This window comes from Actinoallomurus spadix (assembly GCF_024055725.1).
Lineage (GTDB): Bacteria > Actinomycetota > Actinomycetes > Streptosporangiales > Streptosporangiaceae > Actinoallomurus > Actinoallomurus spadix.
This window is the reverse complement of sequence record NZ_JAMXMX010000007.1, coordinates 267,723-285,448: the sequence shown is the minus strand read 5'-3', so window position 1 is coordinate 285,448 and position 17,726 is coordinate 267,723. Positions and strand designations below refer to the sequence as shown.

At 70.4% G+C, this 17,726-nt stretch carries 12 protein-coding genes; 1 reads left to right on the top strand and 11 read right to left on the bottom strand.

Features of this window, described 5'->3' with window-relative positions; genetic code table 11:
* Positions 1 to 28: 28 nt before the first annotated feature.
* Positions 29 to 1,885 carry a translational GTPase TypA gene (typA, locus tag NE235_RS12940; protein ID WP_252802266.1) on the bottom strand — a complete coding sequence of 619 codons (1,857 nt, stop codon included), beginning with the start codon at positions 1,883 to 1,885 and terminating at the stop codon, positions 29 to 31.
* A gap of 303 nt (positions 1,886 to 2,188) precedes the next feature.
* Between typA and NE235_RS37320 the strand changes: the two genes are divergently transcribed.
* A complete protein-coding gene (locus tag NE235_RS37320) occupies positions 2,189 to 4,108 on the top strand; it encodes a serine/threonine-protein kinase (RefSeq protein WP_308206065.1) in 1,920 nt (639 codons plus the stop codon).
* Here the strand turns inward: NE235_RS37320 and NE235_RS12925 are convergent.
* The 10 genes from NE235_RS12925 to ychF form a co-directional block, all read right to left on the bottom strand.
* A complete protein-coding gene (locus NE235_RS12925) occupies positions 4,103 to 4,402 on the bottom strand; it encodes an MTH1187 family thiamine-binding protein (RefSeq protein WP_252802264.1) in 300 nt (99 codons plus the stop codon). The two genes, NE235_RS37320 and NE235_RS12925, sit on opposite strands and share 6 nt — an antisense overlap.
* Positions 4,399 to 4,776 (bottom strand): (deoxy)nucleoside triphosphate pyrophosphohydrolase, encoded by a 378-nt coding sequence (locus NE235_RS12920; protein ID WP_308206064.1) that lies wholly within the window; start codon positions 4,774 to 4,776, stop codon positions 4,399 to 4,401. Before NE235_RS12920 ends, NE235_RS12925 begins: the two co-directional genes overlap by 4 nt.
* Before the next feature lie 33 nt (positions 4,777 to 4,809).
* Positions 4,810 to 5,946, bottom strand: a complete 1,137-nt coding sequence (locus NE235_RS12915) for a C40 family peptidase (protein WP_252802262.1) — start codon at positions 5,944 to 5,946, stop codon at positions 4,810 to 4,812.
* Positions 5,947 to 5,956: 10 nt separating this feature from the next.
* Entirely contained in the window at positions 5,957 to 6,589 is a 633-nt protein-coding gene (locus NE235_RS12910; RefSeq protein WP_252802260.1) for a hypothetical protein, read from the bottom strand.
* Between the two features lie 7 nt (positions 6,590 to 6,596).
* Positions 6,597 to 8,867, bottom strand: a complete 2,271-nt coding sequence (locus NE235_RS12905; RefSeq protein WP_252802428.1) for a type IV secretion system protein — start codon at positions 8,865 to 8,867, stop codon at positions 6,597 to 6,599.
* 89 nt (positions 8,868 to 8,956) lie between these two features.
* Entirely contained in the window at positions 8,957 to 11,497 is a 2,541-nt protein-coding gene (locus NE235_RS12900) for an ATP-binding protein (RefSeq protein WP_252802257.1), read from the bottom strand.
* Positions 11,498 to 11,682: 185 nt separating this feature from the next.
* Complete coding sequence (locus NE235_RS12895) at positions 11,683 to 15,018, bottom strand: TcpE family conjugal transfer membrane protein (protein WP_252802255.1); 3,336 nt, start codon at positions 15,016 to 15,018, stop codon at positions 11,683 to 11,685.
* Positions 15,019 to 15,079: 61 nt separating this feature from the next.
* Positions 15,080 to 15,352, bottom strand: coding sequence for a hypothetical protein (locus NE235_RS12890; RefSeq protein WP_406567571.1), 273 nt, complete (start codon positions 15,350 to 15,352; stop codon positions 15,080 to 15,082).
* Positions 15,353 to 15,425: 73 nt separating this feature from the next.
* Complete coding sequence (locus NE235_RS12885; RefSeq protein WP_252802253.1) at positions 15,426 to 16,436, bottom strand: conjugal transfer protein; 1,011 nt, start codon at positions 16,434 to 16,436, stop codon at positions 15,426 to 15,428.
* Positions 16,437 to 16,627: 191 nt separating this feature from the next.
* Entirely contained in the window at positions 16,628 to 17,707 is a 1,080-nt protein-coding gene (gene ychF / locus NE235_RS12880; protein WP_252802251.1) for a redox-regulated ATPase YchF, read from the bottom strand.
* Positions 17,708 to 17,726 lie beyond the last annotated feature (19 nt).

Below are 17,726 nucleotides of genomic sequence, written 5' to 3'. Positions count from 1 at the left end.
CGCTCCGAGCCGGGTGGCGCCTATAGCGTCAGGCCTGGCCGCGCTTGGCGCGGGCCCGGGCGCGCTCCCGCTCCTTGGAGTCGAGGATGACCTTGCGCAGCCGGATCGCGTTCGGCGTCAGCTCGACGCACTCGTCGTCGGCGACGAACTCCAGGGCGGCCTCCAGGCTCAGCGCGCGCGGCGGCGTGAGCCGCTCGAACGTCTCCGCCGTCGAGGACCGGATGTTCGTCTTCTGCTTCTCCTTGGTGATGTTGACGTCCATGTCGTCGGCGCGGGAGTTCTCCCCGACGATCATGCCTTCGTACACCTCGGTGCCGGGCTCGACGAACAGCGAGCCGCGCTCCTGCAGGTTGAACATGGCGTACGCGGTGGCGGCGCCGGCGCGGTCGGAGACGAGCGAACCGGTCGGCCGGGTGCGCAGCTCACCGAACCACGGCTCGTAGCCCTCGAAGACCTGGTGCGCGATGCCCGTACCGCGCGTCTCGGTGAGGAACTCGGTGCGGAACCCGATCAGGCCACGGGCCGGGACGATGAACTCCATCCGGATCCAGCCGGTGCCGTGGTTGGTCATCTGCTCCATGCGGCCCTTGCGGACGGCGAGCAGCTGGGTGATCGCTCCGAGGTACTCCTCCGGGGCGTCGACGGTCAGGCGCTCGACGGGCTCGTGCAGCTTCCCGTCGATCTCCTTGGTGACCACGCGGGGCTTGCCGATCGTCAGCTCGTACCCCTCACGGCGCATGGTCTCCACCAGGATGGCGAGCGCCAGTTCGCCACGGCCCTGGACCTCCCAGGCGTCGGGGCGGTCGGTCGGCAGTACCCGGATGGAGACGTTGCCGATGAGCTCGCGGTCGAGCCGGTCCTTGACCAGCCGCGCGGTGACCTTCGTGCCCTTCTCACGACCGGCCAGCGGCCCGGTGTTGACGCCGAGGGTCATCGAGATGGCCGGCTCGTCCACGGTGATGAACGGGAGCGGGCGCGGGTCCTCCGGGTCGGCGAGCGTGTCGCCGATCATGATGTCCGGGATGCCGGCGATGGCGATGATGTCGCCGGGACCCGCCTGCTCGGCGGGCTTGCGCTCCAGCGCCTCGGTCATCATCAGCTCAGTGATCTTGACGCGCTCGATGGTGCCGTCGTGCTTGCACCAGGAGACCTGCTGCCCCTTCTTGATCTGCCCGGCGTGCACGCGGCACAGCGCGATACGGCCGAGGTAGGAGCTGGCGTCGAGGTTCGTGACGTGCGCCTGGAGCGGGGTGTTCGGGTCGTACGCCGGGGCGGGGATCGTCTCCCGAATGACCTGGAACAGTGGCTCGAGGTCTTCGGAGTCCGGCAGGCCGCCGTCGTCCGGCTTGGTCAGGCTGGCCCGGCCGGCCTTGGCCGAGGCGTACACGATCGGGAAGTCGATCTGGTCCTCGGAGGCGTCGAGGTCCATGAACAGTTCATACGTCTCGTCGACGACCTCGGCGATCCGCGCGTCCGGCCGGTCGACCTTGTTGACGACCAGGATGACCGGCAGCTTGGCGGCCAGCGCCTTGCGCAGAACGAACCGGGTCTGTGGCAGCGGCCCCTCGGAGGCGTCGACGAGGAGCACCACGCCGTCGACCATCGACAGGCCCCGCTCGACCTCGCCGCCGAAGTCGGCGTGCCCGGGGGTGTCGATGATGTTGATCGTCATGCCGCCGTGCCGGACGGCGGTGTTCTTCGCGAGAATGGTGATGCCCTTCTCGCGTTCGAGGTCGTTGGAGTCCATGACCCGCTCGTCGACGTCCTGGTTCTCACGGAACGCGCCGGACTGCCAGAGCATGGCGTCGACGAGCGTGGTCTTGCCGTGGTCGACATGGGCGACGATGGCGACGTTACGGAGATCGTCCCGGGTGGCGATGGGCATACGTGCGGGTCTCGCTTCGTGGTGTGGGATTCGCCGCGGGATCCACGCGGCACCCCCATTCTACTTGGCCCGCCGAGGGCGCCGATCGCGTCGCCCGTACGCCACCGGGCCGCCTGCCCCGCGCGAGATCGGTTGTGAGAAGGGGCCGCCGTCGTGGCAACCACACGCCGGGGTCAGGCGTCGAATCTTGGGCGGGACGTCTCGATCCTGGCCGGAGCATTCAACGAGGCGTCCCGCCCACGATCTTGCGCCTCCGGCGCCGCGGTCGCATGATGTGCCGTCGATGGCATCGAGGAGCACACGGTGAGCCGGTGGGCACTCCCGGGGTACACGGAGTTGCGCGAGCTCGGTTCCGGCGGTTTCGGCCGGGTCGTGCTCGCCCGCGATGACGCGTCCGGCGGCATCGTCGCCATCAAGTACCTGTTCACCCACCGGCTCGGCGGGGACCTCTTTCTGACGGCCTTCCGGGACGAGGCCCGGATCCTGGCCATGCTGCACAGCCCGTACATCACCCGGCTGTACGACTATGTCGAAGGGAGTGAGCACGCGGCGATCGTGATGGAGGCCGTCGACGGCGCCTCCCTCCGCGCGGTGCTCGACGAGCACGGTCCGGCCGGGCCGGAGGCGGCCCTGACCGTACTGAAAGGGTCACTGCTCGGGCTCGCCGCCGCGCATGCCGCCTCGGTGGTCCACCGCGACTACAAGCCCGCGAACGTCCTCGTACAGCAGGATGGCCAGAGCAAGGTCGCGGACTTCGGCATCGCCGTACGGTCGGGTGAGTCCGGCACACCCGCCGGCACCCCCTCGTACATGGCACCGGAGCAGTGGGAGGGCGGACCGGCCGGCCCGGCCACCGACGTCTACGCGGCGACCTGTGTCTTCTTCGAATGCGTCACCGGCCACCGGCCGTACGGCGGAGACCAGGCGGCCCTCCGCATCGCGCACCTGACCGCACCGATCCCGCTCGACGAGCTCCCCGAGCCGGTGCGGCCGCTCGTCGCCCGCGGTATGGCCAAGAACCCGGCCGACCGGCCGTCAGGGGCGCCGGCGTTCGTCGCCGAACTCGAGGAGGCCGCCAGGGCGGCGTACGGGCCGGACTGGGAGCGCAACGGGTGGCGGCGCCTCGCCGAGGCCGCCGCCGGCCTGGCCGCGCTGCTCCCCTTGGCGTTGCTCCTCGGCACCTCGCCCGGCGGCGTTGCCGGCGCGGGCGCGGCCGGAGGCGGCGCCGGTGTCGCCGGTACCGGAGGCGCGGGTACGGCGGCGGGCGGCACGGGTGCGGCGGGTACTGGAGGCGCCGGTGCGGTGGGGGCCGGTGGCTCGGGTGGGGGTTCCGGAACGACCACGGGCGGTGCCGGCCATGCGGTGGGCAGGAGCGTCGTCGGCAAGGCCGCCACGAAGGCCGGTCTCGCGGTCGCCGGCGCGGTCGTCGTCGGGGTGGGCGGCGCGGTGGCGGTGCTTCATCAGCATGACGAGGGCAGGAGACCACCTGCGCCGATGCCTGCGCCGAAGCCGCTCACGATCTCCTATGCCTCACTGCAGCGGAGGTTCGCGCGGCCGGAGCTCACCGTCGAGGGACGGTACGTCCAGGTCGGCGGACTGCGCGATCCGGCGATCGAGCAAACGGCCGATCGGGCCCTTCGTGCCCCGCTCGATGAACAGCTGAAGCGGTACCAGATCGCCCGTGAACCCAGCGTCCCGTCATCCGACCGTCCGACGGTGACGACGGAGATCGAGCTGGGCATGCGAGGGCCCCGGCTCGTGGCCGCCCGGTACACCTTCCTGCCGCACCACGCGCCCCTCACCCCGTTCGACCTGAACACCACGCGAGCCGTGGTGGTCGACCTGGCCACCGGGCGACGGCTGAGGGCTCGGGACATCCTGCGCGACGCGGTCTTCAGCGAGTCCGGGCTGAAGGATCTCGAAGGACGAATCGGCAAGGCGGCGCCCGGCGGCGCGCTGTGCAGCGGGGATCCGAAGATCGACCCGGGCCGGCTCAGCGCCGCCACCATCGACAACGATGACAAGGAGACGCGCGCGCTGGACCTGATGCCCACCCGGGACGGACTCGAGTTCGACGTCACGCCGTCGGCGCTGGGCTACTCCTTCTCGTGTACCGAGACGGTGATCACGGTCTCCTACGCCAGGATCTCCGACCTCGTCCGCCCGGAGATCCTGTCGCTCATTCGCACGTCGCTCGCGAAGCCGGCGCCGTCACCGTCATGAGGTCTCGCTCAAGTGCCGTTCGACCGCTTCCACCTTCGTGGTCAGACCGTCGACGACGCCTTCCCGGACATCCGCCTTCAAGACGAGGCTGACCCGCGGGCTGCGGGCCGCGACCGCGTCGACGGCGCGCTTCACCACGTCCATCACCTCGTCCCACTCGCCCTCGACGCTGGTGAACATGGCGTCGGTACGGTTGGGCAGACCGCTCTCCCGGACGACCCGGACCGCTTCGGCGACGTACTCTCCCACGGACTCGCCCACCCCGAGCGGGGTGATCGAAAAGGCGACGATCATCCAGATTCCTTCAGGTGTCTGCGCACGGCCTCGACCACGGGCAGGTCGGCCGGCAACCAGGGTACGTCGAACAGCTGGGCCTCGGTCAGCCATCGAAGCTCGGAGTGTTCCCTGGCCTGGGGTTCACCGCGCGTCAGCGAGGCCGTCCAGACCCGCATCACCATCCCGTTGTGAAGGGGACAGTCCGCACCGATCCGCTCGCCGACCACGACGTCGATCCCCAGCTCTTCGCGGCACTCCCGCACGAGAGCCTCCTGCTCGGTCTCTCCAGGCTCGACCTTCCCGCCCGGGAACTCCCACCCCCCGGCCAGTTCCGGGGGATCGGCGCGGCACGCCGCCAAGAGCCGTCCCCCGTGAATGATCGCCGCTCCCACCACGAGAGGCGACCTCCGCCGCTCACCGTGCACTCAGAGCCTCTTGGTCGGGCCGTTGTGACCGTTGTGCGCCGTTGGACGGGTGAAACCGACGGCACCACCCGGGTAGGTCTTGTAGTTCTGGTACTTGACGACGTCGCCGGTATGCGGTGCGACGATCATGATGCCCTTCTGCGGGTTGTAGACCGTACCGACGTGCCCAGGGCCGGTGTGTCCCGGCAGGTACTCGAAGAAGACGAGATCGCCCGGCTGCTCCTGCCCTCGGGGAACCAGCGCCCCCCACCAGTACTGGTCGTCCGAGAGACGAGGAATGGTGACGCCGGCGCTCTTGTAGGCGGACATCGTCAGGCCGGAACAGTCGAAGCTGTTCGGACCGGTCGCACCATAGACGTAGGGCTTGCCGATCTGCGCCTTCTCGTAGGCGATGACCTTTGCGGCCACCGCGCTCGGCGCGACCGGAGCGCCGTTCACATCGGAACAGCTCGGGCCGTTGGCTTGGACTACGTCAAAGTTCCCCGAAGCGTACTTCTTCGCCCAGGACAGGACGTTGTTCACGTATGACACCAGGTGGTTGTACATGAAGATGGCACTGCGCATCTTCTGCGGAGCGCCGTTGTGCTTCAGATACCGCGCAGCGGCGGGAATGGCATCGGCCGGATCATAGCGACTTTTCTTGCCGTCGCCGTTCCCGTCGACTCCGAACTGCGCCCACGTACCCGGGATGAACTGCATCGGGCCCCCGGCATGCGCATAGTTCTCGCCGCTCGAGACGCCGGGCGCCTTCAGCTGGCCGTGGTGGGTCTCCACCCACCCGATTCCGGCGAGCACGTTCCAGGGGATGCCGTACTGCTGACCCGCCTTCTTGTAGAGCTCCAGATAGTTGGACGGAATCCCGTTCGCGTCGCTGGACTGCTGAGGCTGCGACCCGGCACCGGACGTGTCCGTGCAATTTGCGCCACTCATGTTCTGGAAAAGATTATTCGCGCCGAAGAACAGTGGAATAGCCACTAGGCTCATGAAGAATAGCGCCGCAGCGCCTCCGGCGATGATGATCGGCAACCGGACCGCGCCTTGGTCCGACCGCGTGAAATGAAGAAGAGAGATAATACGACGGCCGTCGTTCCGTCCCCCCGAGCCGACGCCGAGCCGCAGGTGCCGGCGAAGCTTCATTTCTTTCCTTTCACTTGTCACCCACGTTGGCCTGGTCGAAGGCGTAGACGACCCAGCCCCCACCTGACCTCGTCACCGTGACGGCGTACTGCTCCTTGCTGTCATTGGGCGCACTCTCTCCCTTACTGACATGCCGCGTCTGGGTGACGAGAAAGATGAACTGGTCCTTCTCCATATCGCGGAGCGAGTCCAGATGCGCGTCGGAGGTTGAGACCTCCCTGTCCTGCTTTCGTTGGTCAAGCAAGCCCGGTACCGACGAGTCACGCTGCAGCTGTGCCAACAGATCAGTGGTGACCAGGCCCTGCATCCGTCCGAGATAGGCGTTCGGCTGCTCGTCGTACCGGTAGGTGCCGTAGGCGATGACAAAACGACGGGCGACGTCGGCCGCCGCGCTGAAGTCCTTCTGCGTGAACGGCATCAGCGAGTAGATATCGTAGGTGCCCCCGCTCGGCGGCGGCCCCGCCAAACCCGGAGCGGAGAACGTGGGCGTGGACGGCGACGGGGCGGCCACCGAGCCGCTCTTGTGCGCCGAACCTTTGTGCCTCCCGCTCCCGCTACCGATGGTGAGGATCACCCCCGCAGCGGCGAGGAGCGCCACCAGCACGGCGAACAGAATCTTGCGCTGGCGATCGGTCAGGTCCATCGGCCCCTCATTGTTCGTCGTCCTCTTCACGCTTGACCGGGCGGAGCCAGAACGGCATGGACGGACCGTCCTGGCGTGACCTGTCCGACCAGAGCGGCGGCGGCGCCTTGCCCTCCGAACGGGTCTCCTCACGCCTTCGGCTCGTGGACGCGGGGTCGGGCCGCGCTCCCGATGCTCCTCCGCGTGCCGGAGGAGCCTTCTTCGCGCCGCCCGACTCAGGTCGCGGAGTCGTACGACCGCCGGATCCTCCGCCGAGCCGGCTCCGCCCGCCGCCGGTCCCGCCGGTGCCTCCGCCGTCGGCGCCGCTCTTCTCGCCGCCGCCCGTACGGCCACGGCCTCCCCTCTCACCGCCGCCGGCCGACCGGCGAGGCGGTGTGCGGGTACCGGATCCCTGGCCCGCGTCGGTCTTGCCGGCGGCGCCCCAGCTGGGTCCGGTGGGTGCAGAAGGCGGTCGCGAGCCGCCTCCGGCGGCGCTCGGCCGTTGTTCCTCGCGGGAGGGCGAGTCGAGTGGCGCACGAGGAGCCGGCGGACGGGCCGTGCCGCCGGATCCGGACGGACGCGGACTCCACAGGCCACCGCCGCTCGCCCGCGCGGCCGGCGCGGCTGCCTGCGCGCGCGGCGACAGGTTCAGCGGAGGGGCACTGCCCCGCGCCGCCCCGGCCGCCTTCGCGGCGAGTTGCGCCGCGCGTCCGCGCCGGTCGGAGGCGCCGACAACTTCGCGGCCCGCCGTGTCGAAGTCGGCCGCCTCGTCCCCCCTCAGGGTCGGGGCACCGGCCAGAGCGCCGGAGTCGCGTTTGCCGCCCCAGCGGCCGAGCCGGTACCCGGCGGCACTGGGGATGGCGGCGGTCGCGACCGCGGTGGTCCGCTTCCGCGTCTCCCGGACCGCCATCTCCACCTCCTGTTCGCCCTTGCGGGAGCCGACGGCGGAGTAACCGACCGCGGCGAACAGGTGCTGGAAGGGTTTCCGGTAGACGAAGGCCGCCAGCGTGACGAGGGAGATGAGCAGGATCTGCAGGCCCCACGGCAGGCTCTCGGCCATGACCAGGCCGTAGCACCACAGCAGGAGCGCCAGCACTCCGATCAACGCCGCCTGCTTGAGGAGCGTCGACAGAAGCAGTTCGAACCAGCGGACCGCGATGACGCGGCCGATGCCCGGATGGATGCCGATGCCCAGGAAGATCGGCCCTGCGACGAGGAGCAGCAGGAACGAAATCTTCAGGATGATCAACATGACCGCGATGACCAGGACCAACAATCCGGCCACCAAGGCCGCTAGAAGAGCACCGAACGCTACCGCCAGCCGGGAGGTCCAGTTCTTACCCTGGAATAGGGAATAGATGCCCGGCTGCTGGCTCTTGATATCTTTTGCGACCGCCTCGTAGTCACTGCCTTTTTTATTGAGATCCGGCTTCTGATCCGAATAAGTTTCGTGTAGATCCACTGCTTGCGAAGCCAGTAGGCGAGCACCGTACTGCTGGACCACCTGGTTCTTTGGGTCGTCGGTACCGAACTCCCCCATCAACCATGGCTTGCAGACGAGCGTGACCCAGAGGCCGTTGGCGTTTCGAGTCACCGCGTCGTTCTGCGCGGGGTTCGGCGCCTTCTGGCCATCTGGGAGGCAGGAGGTGCTGGCATCGCTCTGCGGCAGAGCGGCATTGAACGCCGCCGTGGCTCCGTCGGAGACCTTCGTTCCAAGAGTGGTGAAGTCCCCGGGTCTGCCGATCAGCCATAGGAGGCCGACCATGGCGACGACCATCCATATCGTTCCTTCAGCGACCCTGCTGGCCCTCCGGCGGATGAGCCCCCACCAAGCCAGCCAGAGCGCCCCCAGGATGACCACCCAGGACCAGTACTTGGCCCCGAAGGTGTTCCCCATGCTGTGGATGACACCGTCGACGGTCTTCTTAAGCCAGCCGAGCAGAGACTCCGAGGCCGCCGCCTGGTAAATGGTGATGGTCGTCCGGTCGAAGGCCTTCGCGAGTGTGAACACCACGTTGGAGACCGAGTTACCGACCATCGCCATGGCGTCCGAGCAGCCCATGTCCACCGCATACCAGGTCTGACCGGCGGTGCCGTACCTGTCGTAGTAGCTGAGCTGCTTCGGATCCGCGGCCTTCATCTGGTCGCTGGGATAGTTCGGGGGCCGGACCATCCCGTCGATGCCCGAACCGTACTGTTCCGGAGACGGATGGTCCGCCGGGGCGCAGGCATTGTTGGGGTTGTTGTCAGGCGGCCCGGCGCTCGCGATGCCCACTGGGCTGAGGACGAACACCGCCATCAGCACGAGGACGAGGAGCGATCGGCGCTTTCCCCGGGGAGTGCCCTTCGCCGTTTGTCGTCGTCGGCGGTGACGGACGCCTGACACCCTCATCGGGGGACCTCCTGGGTGACCTCTGTGGCGGGGTCGCGGGGGGCGGTGGAGGGACGGGATGGTCGCTCGTTCCCACTATGCGGGTCCGGCGCTTGGTCCGCACTGATTTCGCCGGGCTTGGAGCGTGTCGGGTTGGTGTCGAGCCAGCGGAGGAGCTCTTCGGAGACGAGGTCCACGCCGATCCGGCCGGCGCGGCCGTCGAGGTCACGGAAGACGCACTCGCCGTTGCCGAGGTTGCGCAGCACGGCGCGGTGCTCGTCGGAGTTCTCGACCCCGAGGAGCGCCATGACGTTGCCGACCTCGTTGCGCTCGGTCGAACGGAACGAGTAGACGGACGAGAGGCAGTTCGTCACCTGCTCGTTGAGGAGGTCGCCGGCGTTCTGCGAGACGAGGATGAGGGCGGTGTTCCGGGAGCGGCCCATCCGGGAGACCTCCGGGATGAGCTTGGCGCCCTCGGGCGTCTGCGTGATCGCCCACGCCTCGTCGAGGAAGATCGTCTTGGGGAGGTGGCGGTCGAGGCCGTGCATCAGACGACGGGCGAACTGCGACACGAGGTACATCAGGGCGACCGAGAGGCGCTGCTCGTACGAGTAGTCCTCGCGGTTGATCGCGACGTCCGGCAGGGTCAGGCCGCCGAGCGTGAAGACCGTCGTCCAGCCGGCGGTGTCGATCCGCTCACCGCCGGACGGGTCGAAGCACAGGCGGGCGAGGCGCATCTCCGACATCGAGCGCAGCACCGCGCCAAGGTTCTTCGACGCCGGGTCGTCGGACGCGTCCAGATAGTCGACGACCTTGCCGAGTGAGGGCTGCGGCTGGTTGGCGACCGCGCCGACCGCCTGGATCATGGCGGACTCGCGCTCCTCGGACATGCGGGGCAGCAGCAGGCGGAGCGTCTCCGTGGCCATCGTCTTCTTGGCCGCGAGGTCGTCCCCGAAGCTGAAGGGGTCGAGGAGGCCGGGAGCGGCGGATCCGAGTGGCAGGACGCGGGCGCGGCGGCCGCGGCGGCGCAGCAGCTCGACGAGGGACTCGGCGTCGCCCTTGGGGTCGATGGCGGCGATCGTGACGCCGCGCAGCGCCATCTGGTACAGCAGCAGGAGTGCCAGGGTCGTCTTGCCGCCACCCGGCTCACCGGTGATCGCGACCGCGGTGGGACGGTTGCGCGCCGCGGCGACGAGCGGGTCGAAGTGCACGATGGACCGGGCACGGCCGAGCGTCTCCCCGATGTACGGGCCGACCCAGCCCGAAGAGGAGGTGTCCTCCCGCCGGTCGCCGAGGTCGACCGTCGCGGTGGGCATGCCACCGGCGATCGTCCGCAGCGGCTGCCGCTGGGCGTACGCGTTGACACGGATCCGGTCGCCGGGCAGCGACTCGCAGAACAGCGAGAACTGGTCGCCGGTCGAGCAGACGATGTCGATGCCCAGGTCGCGGTAGTGCTCGACGACGGCGTCGACACGCTGCTGCAGGAGCTCCTCGGTCGGCGCGGAGACGATGAGCCGGTGCCAACCGTAGACGAAGGGCAGGCGCTCCTTGGTGATGCCGTGCTCGAGCATGCGGGCGGCGTCGATCTGCTCGGCGAGCGCGATGGGCGCCTCGGCACCCGCCTCGCGGATGTGCTGATCCATGTCGCGGGCGTGCGCGAGCTTACGGGAGACGTCCTTGGACGCCTTGGCGGGCGGAACGAGCTTCATCCGCGCCGAGACCTCCACGGGGAAGGGCAGGGCGTCGGCGAAGTGCATCCACGGCTCGCCGTCCGGGAACGGCATCAGGTCCGGGAAGCGGGCGAACGACAGGTACGCGACGTACGACGAGCCGTCGGGCTGTTCCATCCGGAGGTTGGAGCGGCCGTTGACGATCGTGCCCTCGACGAGGCTCTCGATCTCACCGGCCCCCCAGGTACGGCGCGGGGTGGCCGACGGGGGCGGATCGGTCAGGGCGCCGGTGGCCGCGTGCTGGAACAACCAGGCGATCTCCGTAGACGAGGCGTGCCGGGCGTAGAGGGCGCTGCCGCCGAGGGAGCGGCCGAGCCGCTCGGCCTGCTCGGTCCAGCGGGTGATCTCCTTCTCCGGGATCGCCTCGTCGTGCAGCCCGAGGACCTCCTCGCTGCGCTTGTACAGGCCGAACATCTGCTTGAAGGCGCCTCCGGACAGCTGGGCGCCCACGCCGCGCTGGCCGAGCCGGACCCCGAGGTACACCTCCTTGGTCCAGAAGTCCTTGGACCAGACGTGGGCGTACATCTCCTCGAGGTACTCCCGCCAGCCCGGTCCCCCGTCAGAGGTCTCGTCGAGGGCGAGCGCCCACTCCGCGGCCGGGTACGTGCGGTGCGCGATTCGCAGGTGGATCTCGGCGTCCTGCATACGGATGCCGGCCAGCGCGATGGTGATGTTCGTGGCGAGCGCCTCGCGCTCTTCGTTCGTCGTGAACTCGTAGGAGACGGTCGGCAACCGGAAGTACGCCCAGGCGGCGTTGTCGGTGAGGAGGATCCGATCGTCGAAATACCGTACGGCCAGCCGGCTGCGGGCCTTGGACGCCCTGCTCATCGGTTACTCCTCGTTCGTACTGAAAACATGATCAAGCACTGCCCGGCGAGGTCCCGCCGAAGAGACGGCCGTCGTCCCGGAGCCGCCGTCCGGCGGTCGCGGCACACCGCGCGCGCCGGCGGGGACGCCCCCGCCGGCCCACTGGGTGCCCCGCCCCGAACGGGCGCGCGCCGGACGACGCCGGCTCATCGGGAGACCTCCTGCTGGGGGTAGCGCCCCGGCGTCTGGACGAGACCGCCCGCGACGACCCCGCCGAGCGCGATGTACGCCTTGCGGGTCGGAGCCCGCAGCGAACGCAACTCGTTGCGCGGAGCGCGGTCGAGGCTGAGGTGGTCGTCCCAGGGGATGCGCACGAGGGCGCGGCAGCGGCCCCTGGCGACCGACTCGGCCTGCTCGACGTCGTCCATGCTGCGGCGGCTCACCCCGTTGATCACGGTGACCGCGCGGGAGCGCAGGTCCTCGTAGCCGTGGCCGTCGAGCCACTCGAACGTCATGGCCACCGCGCGCGGCGCGTCCGAGCTGGCCGGCGCGACGAGCACGATCTGGTCGGCGTACGGCAGGACGCGGGCGACCACGGCTGCCGCGGCGTCCAGCAGCGTGATCGAGTAGAACCGGTCGAGGGTCCGCATCGCGAGGGCGTAGTCCCGGTCGTCGAGCGCCTGGACGGGGTTCTTGCCCGCCGCGACGACCTCCAGCCCGGACTTGGAGATGGAGGTGTACCGGCGCATCATCTGGTAGCCGGAGACCTGCTCCGCGTGGGCGATCAGCGAGGTGAGCGTCTCCCGTGTCTCGCTCCGGGTCCGCCGGGCCATGGCGCCGGGGCCGGGATTCACGTCGACCGCCACGATCCGGTCACCACGATGCTGGGCGAAGGTGTGCCCGAGCATGAGCGCGGTCACCGTCTGGCCGGCGCCTCCGGTGCAGCCGAGCACGACGACGCGCCGGGCGCCCGCGAACGCGGTCCGTACGCGCTGTTCGTAGTCGCCGTCGCCGTTGCCGCCGCCACCCGCGAACATGCGCCTGCGGCCTCGGCCGTCGTCGTCGCGTCCCTCGTCCTCGTGGGTCACCTGCGGCATCGGTCCGGGGCGCACGGGTGAGGCCGGACCGGAACGGACGGCGCGCGCCGGCGACTCCGGCGGCGCACCGGCGGCCTGCGGGCGGCCCTGCCAGGACTGCTCCGCGCCCGGCCGGGGCGCGGCCGGTGGCCGCGAGACGGCCGGCGGGCGGGCCTGCCGGGCCGCCGGCACCTGCGCGGGTCTGGCCGGCTGTGTCCGGGGCGGCTGGGCCGGTGATCTGTCAGGGACCGCGGGCGAGCCGGACGGGGGTGGCGTGGTGCGGGGCGACGGATGCCCGGCCGCCGGAGCGCGGGGCGGCACGGAGGGCGTCGACGATCGCCCGGGACCAGGGGGCGTCGCCGGCCGGTCGGAGGCGGGCGGCGTCGCCGGCCGCCCGGGCGCCGGCGGGGTCCAGCCCGGTGCCGGGGACCCTGCGTCCCGTGCGGCGGCCGGCCGCGTCTCCGGGGAGGGCGGGGCCTCCTCGCCGTGCGAACGGCCTCGGGCCGCTGCCGCGGGCCGGTCCGGGCGGCCGGGAGACGGCTCGCGCGGTGGGACGGAACCGGCCTCAGGTCGCGGGGCCGGGCCACGCCACGATGGGGTCGGCCACACGATCTGGTCGGTGCGGGCCTTGGCGATCTCCTCCTCGTCGTCGCTCGGCCCTGCCGGATCCCGATCGGTCGCCGCAGGACGGTCCGCCGCCGCAGGACGGTCCGCCGCCGCAGGACGGTCCGCCGCAGGACGGTCGTTCGCCGGGTCCGGAGCCGCTTGGTCCGCAGTCGCCCTCTCGCGCTCCGGCTCGGCCTCGGCCGGCGGTCGTCCGGCGGGAGCCGCCGGATCGCCGTCCCCGGCCGGCGGCTCGGTGGCGCGTGCGGCCGCGGAGCCGTCGGCGGTCTTGGCGTGCCGTCCGGGCGGCAGCGAGATCACCGACGCGGGGAGCATCCCCTCCCCGGCCTCTCCCTGACTCGTCGAGCGGTCCGGCCGGTCGCTCTCTTCCGGATCGGCGGAACGAGCGTCGGCCTCCGGTCGGGCAGCGGGTGCCGGGGCATCCGGTCGCTGAGCGGCCGGTGGCTGCACCGGTGGCTGACCGGCCGGTGGCTGGGCATCCGGTCGCTGAGTAGTCGGTGGCTGGGCGGTCGGCCGCTCGGCGGGCGTCGCGCCCTCCGGCCGCCGGGCGTCTCCGCGGTCGGAGGCGGGCGGGGCCCAGGCGTCGGGGTGCCTGCCGACGGGGCCGTGGGGACCCGCCGTGGCCGGTTTCGCCGACGTTGCCGACGAATCCGGACGCTCCGGCGTCTCCTGAGGGGCCGTGGCCTCCGGACGGGCCGGGGTGGCCGGGCCGGTGGACTCGGCCGCGGAGGGCTCCGCCGGCCGTCCCAGCGTGGGCGGGACCGGCCGGGAGGTCGCGGCGGGGGCCTCCGGTTCGTGCGAGATGTTGCGTTGCCGCGTCGGCCGGTGCGATGTGTCGTCTTCCCTGCCCTGCCCGGGGAGGGTGGCGCCGGGGGGGCTCTCCTGGGACCGTCCACGCTCGGCGACGCGCCGGTCACCGTCCTCGCCGGCGGGCGACTCCGGACCGGCGGCCCGTGCGGCGGGCACGGCGGGGGTCTCCGGCCGCGCGGGTGGGGTCGGTCTGGCCGGGATGCCCGGGAAGACCGGCGTGCGCGGTGCCGCCGGCGGGTCGGAGGCCGCGGGGAGGCCGGGGACGGGCTGGGGCGCCGTCGGCTGAGGACGGGCGGGTCGCGCCGTGTCGGGCCGGGAGGGAGGTTCGGATCGCACCGGCTGCGGACGGGTCGGCTCCACAGGGGCCGGGGTGAGCCGCCGGTCACCGGACCCGGACGAGGGCACGACGGTGGTGCCGTCGTGCGGCGTCGGCTGCAGGCTCGGCGCCTGCGGACGCTGTGCGGCGGCGGGCCGGCGCGCCGCGCCGAAGGGTGGCTGCTCCGCGGCGGGGCGGCGGGACACGCCGGAGGGCAGCTGATCGGCCCCGGTCCCGGGGTACTCGAGGAAGGGCGGCGCGGCCGGCGCCGCGTCGCGTTCGGGAGCGGGCGCGAGCTCGGCGGGCTGTTCCGTGGTCCCCGCGACGTGCATCCGGTCTCCGGCCAGGTGGCCTCGCCGCCAGATCCGGCCGACGATGGCGACCTCACCGGGCTCCCGGATCGGCGTGAGACGCGCCCAGGTGCGCGCCTCGGTGAGGTAGCGGATCTGGGAGATCAGCAGCTCGGTGAGGCGTTTGCCCTCGATGACGGGCCGGGTGGCGAGCCAGGTGAGCACACCGGGCGGGACCAGGTAGACGACGTGCCAGGGCGCGTGGAACGGCAGGCCGACCACCTGCAGCAGGATGATCCATGGCAGGAAGACACCGACGAACACCCCGATCTGCACCAACGGCAGCGGCATCGGAAGCCGTAGGTCGTAGAGCTTGTACAGCCGCTTCTCGATGCGCCAGATATTGGTGTACGTAGGCAGATCCACCCGGGCCCCACTCCCCTATTTGAGACCAGCCATGACTAGACCAGGACGACCCCGGCCGGGTTCAGCTCGTTTTGATGCCAAGGGCGGTCGCGATCGCCTTGGCCGTCGTCTCGATGATGTTGGGGACGTAGAAGATGACTCCAATGCCGATCGCGAGCAGGATGAATTGCACGAAGCGCGTGATCTCCCGTGTGAACAGGAAGAAGATCGCGACGATGGAGACGACGACCAGGAACAACGGCCCGAAGATGTCGCGCAGCCATTTGGCGAGATTGTCGGTGTCCAGGCCGTTGGCAGGCGCCGCCTCCACATGATGCGGCAGCATCGCCAGCATGTGTTGCATCATCGGGCTGGCCTTCCTTGGTCGGGGAGTGAATCGTAGCGTTGGGGACGGTCCGGCCGGGACGTCAGGATCCGGCCGGAAGCGGGGAACCTTGAATGTCCCTGACGAACCAATATGCGGCCTTCTTCACCATTGCGAGCTGGTAGGTCTGCTCGAGCGTGCCACCCGACGTCTTCCCCTGACCGGCGGGAATCTGCCAGACGACCGTCGCGGTGACGGTTCGGGAGGCGGCGTCACCACGCGGGGCGGTGACCTCCTTCAGCTGACCGAACGTCACGGTGTTGCCCAACCCGGTGACGGGCGGGTCAGAGTACCGCTGGAGGGAGCCGGCGTCGCTGGCGGCGTACGCCTTGAAGAAGTCGTTCAGCGGCTGCTGCAGGTCGTTCTCCAGCCCGGAGTCGCGGTCCTGGGCGGCCGGGGGAACCGACGCGGTCGCGGGCGGCGGCAGCGTGGCGGGGCGCCCGGTGATCGCCATCGCCCCGTCCTTCACGTAGACCGGGACGGCCAGCTGGAACAGCCGCCCGTTGGCCCGCGCGAGGAGGGTCACGACCCCGTGCTCGGTGTCGCTCGCGCGCACCGAGGCCACGTGGGCGGACTGCAGTACCGACTTGCCGGTGCCGTCCCAGCCGAGCTGCGGGTCGATCCCGCCGGAGATGAACTGGGCGAGTTGCCGCTGCCGTTCCGCGGCGTTCGCCTGGTCGTAATTCAGATAGACCTCGGCGAATGACAGGGCGTAGGCCGAGGCCGCCGTCTCCGGGAACTTCGGCTTCGCCGTATCGCCGGTCGTGGCCGTGGTGGAGCGGTTCTCGGTGAACCGCTCGAAGGGCGCACGGATGCCGTTGACCAGCACGACGATGAGGAAGGCCCAGAGGATGACCCGTCCGACATAGATGAACCAGCGGCCGCCGGATCCGCCCCAGCCACGGCGGTCACCGCCGCCACCGTCGGAACCGCCGCGGCGCTTGCCGCGGCGTCCCTTCTCCTCCGTCGTGTCCCAAGGGTCGCCGGACGAGAATCCGCCCGGCGGGTAACCGGACGCGCCGGCGTCTACAACGCCGGACGACCTGCGAGCCATCATGCCTCCGCTCGCGCCTCACCGCCCGGGATCGGCGCGCCGTCTATCCGTCTGGTCGAGTTCGGTTTACCACCTTAACCACGGCGGTCAATTGTTCCAGCCTCGAGCGAGGATGCACAGTCCCGCCGCGCGGTTGTGGACATCTCGGTAGCCGACGGAACATTACCGGACAGCGAGGTTCGTCTGCCCTGCTAGACGTTGAACCGGAACTCGACCACGTCACCGTCCTGCATGACGTACTCTTTGCCCTCCATCCGGGCCTTCCCTGCCGCACGGGCGGCGACGACCGAGCCCTCGGCCACCAGGTCCTCGTACGACACGATCTCGGCCTTGATGAAGCCCTTCTGGAAGTCGGTGTGGATCACACCCGCGGCCTCCGGGGCGGTGGCGCCCTTGCGGATCGTCCAGGCGCGGGCCTCCTTCGGCCCGGCGGTGAGGAACGTCTGCAGGCCCAGCGTGTCGAAGCCGACGCGGACGAGCTGCAGCAGGCCGGGCTCCTCCTGCCCGGTGGACTGCAGCAGCTCCAGGGCCTCCTCGTCGGGCAGCTCGATCAGCTCGGACTCGATCTTGGCGTCGAGGAAGATGGCCTCGGCCGGGGCGACCAGCTCCTGCAGGCGGGCGCGCAGTGCCTCGTCGCCGAGCTCGTCCTCGTCGACGTTGAAGACGTACAGGAACGGCTTGGCGGTCAGCAGGTGCAGCTCACGCAGCGGCGCCGGGTCGATGCCCGAGGCGTACAGTGTCACGCCGTCGTTGAGCGTCTTCTGCGCCGCCTTGGCCGCCTCGACGACCGCGAGCTTGTCGCGGTCCTTGGTCGTCCGCGCCTCCTTCTCCAGGCGCGGCAGGGCCTTCTCAAGCGTCTGCAGGTCGGCGAGGATCAGCTCGGTGTTGATGGTCTCGATGTCGCGGGGCGGGGCGACGTCGCCGTCGACGTGCGTGACGTCCGGGTCGTCGAACACCCGGATCACCTGGCAGATCGCGTCGGTCTCGCGGATGTTCGCCAGGAACTGGTTGCCGAGCCCCTGCCCCTCGGAGGCGCCCTTCACGATGCCGGCGATGTCGACGAACTGCATGGTGGCGTGCACGAGTTTGGCCGAGTCGTACAGCCTAGCCAGCTCGTCGAGGCGGGGGTCGGGCACGGCCACGACACCGACGTTCGGCTCGATCGTCGCGAACGGGTAGTTCGCCGCGAGAGCGGTGTTCTTGGTCAGCGCGTTGAACAGCGTCGACTTGCCCACGTTGGGCAGCCCGACGATTCCGATGGACAGGCTCACGGACGCAGAGTCTACGGGC

Coding starts and splice junctions, on each gene's coding strand:
- NE235_RS12910 (WP_252802260.1), bottom strand. CDS start 6,589: ATGGACCTGACCGATCGCCAGCGCAAGATTCTGTTCGCCGTGCTGGTG.
- NE235_RS12900 (WP_252802257.1), bottom strand. CDS start 11,497: ATGAGCAGGGCGTCCAAGGCCCGCAGCCGGCTGGCCGTACGGTATTTC.
- NE235_RS12905 (WP_252802428.1), bottom strand. CDS start 8,867: ATGGCGGTGTTCGTCCTCAGCCCAGTGGGCATCGCGAGCGCCGGGCCG.
- NE235_RS12915 (WP_252802262.1), bottom strand. CDS start 5,946: ATGAAGCTTCGCCGGCACCTGCGGCTCGGCGTCGGCTCGGGGGGACGG.
- NE235_RS12925 (WP_252802264.1), bottom strand. CDS start 4,402: ATGATCGTCGCCTTTTCGATCACCCCGCTCGGGGTGGGCGAGTCCGTG.
- NE235_RS12890 (WP_406567571.1), bottom strand. CDS start 15,352: ATGCTGGCGATGCTGCCGCATCATGTGGAGGCGGCGCCTGCCAACGGC.
- typA (WP_252802266.1), bottom strand. CDS start 1,885: ATGCCCATCGCCACCCGGGACGATCTCCGTAACGTCGCCATCGTCGCC.
- NE235_RS12885 (WP_252802253.1), bottom strand. CDS start 16,436: ATGGCTCGCAGGTCGTCCGGCGTTGTAGACGCCGGCGCGTCCGGTTAC.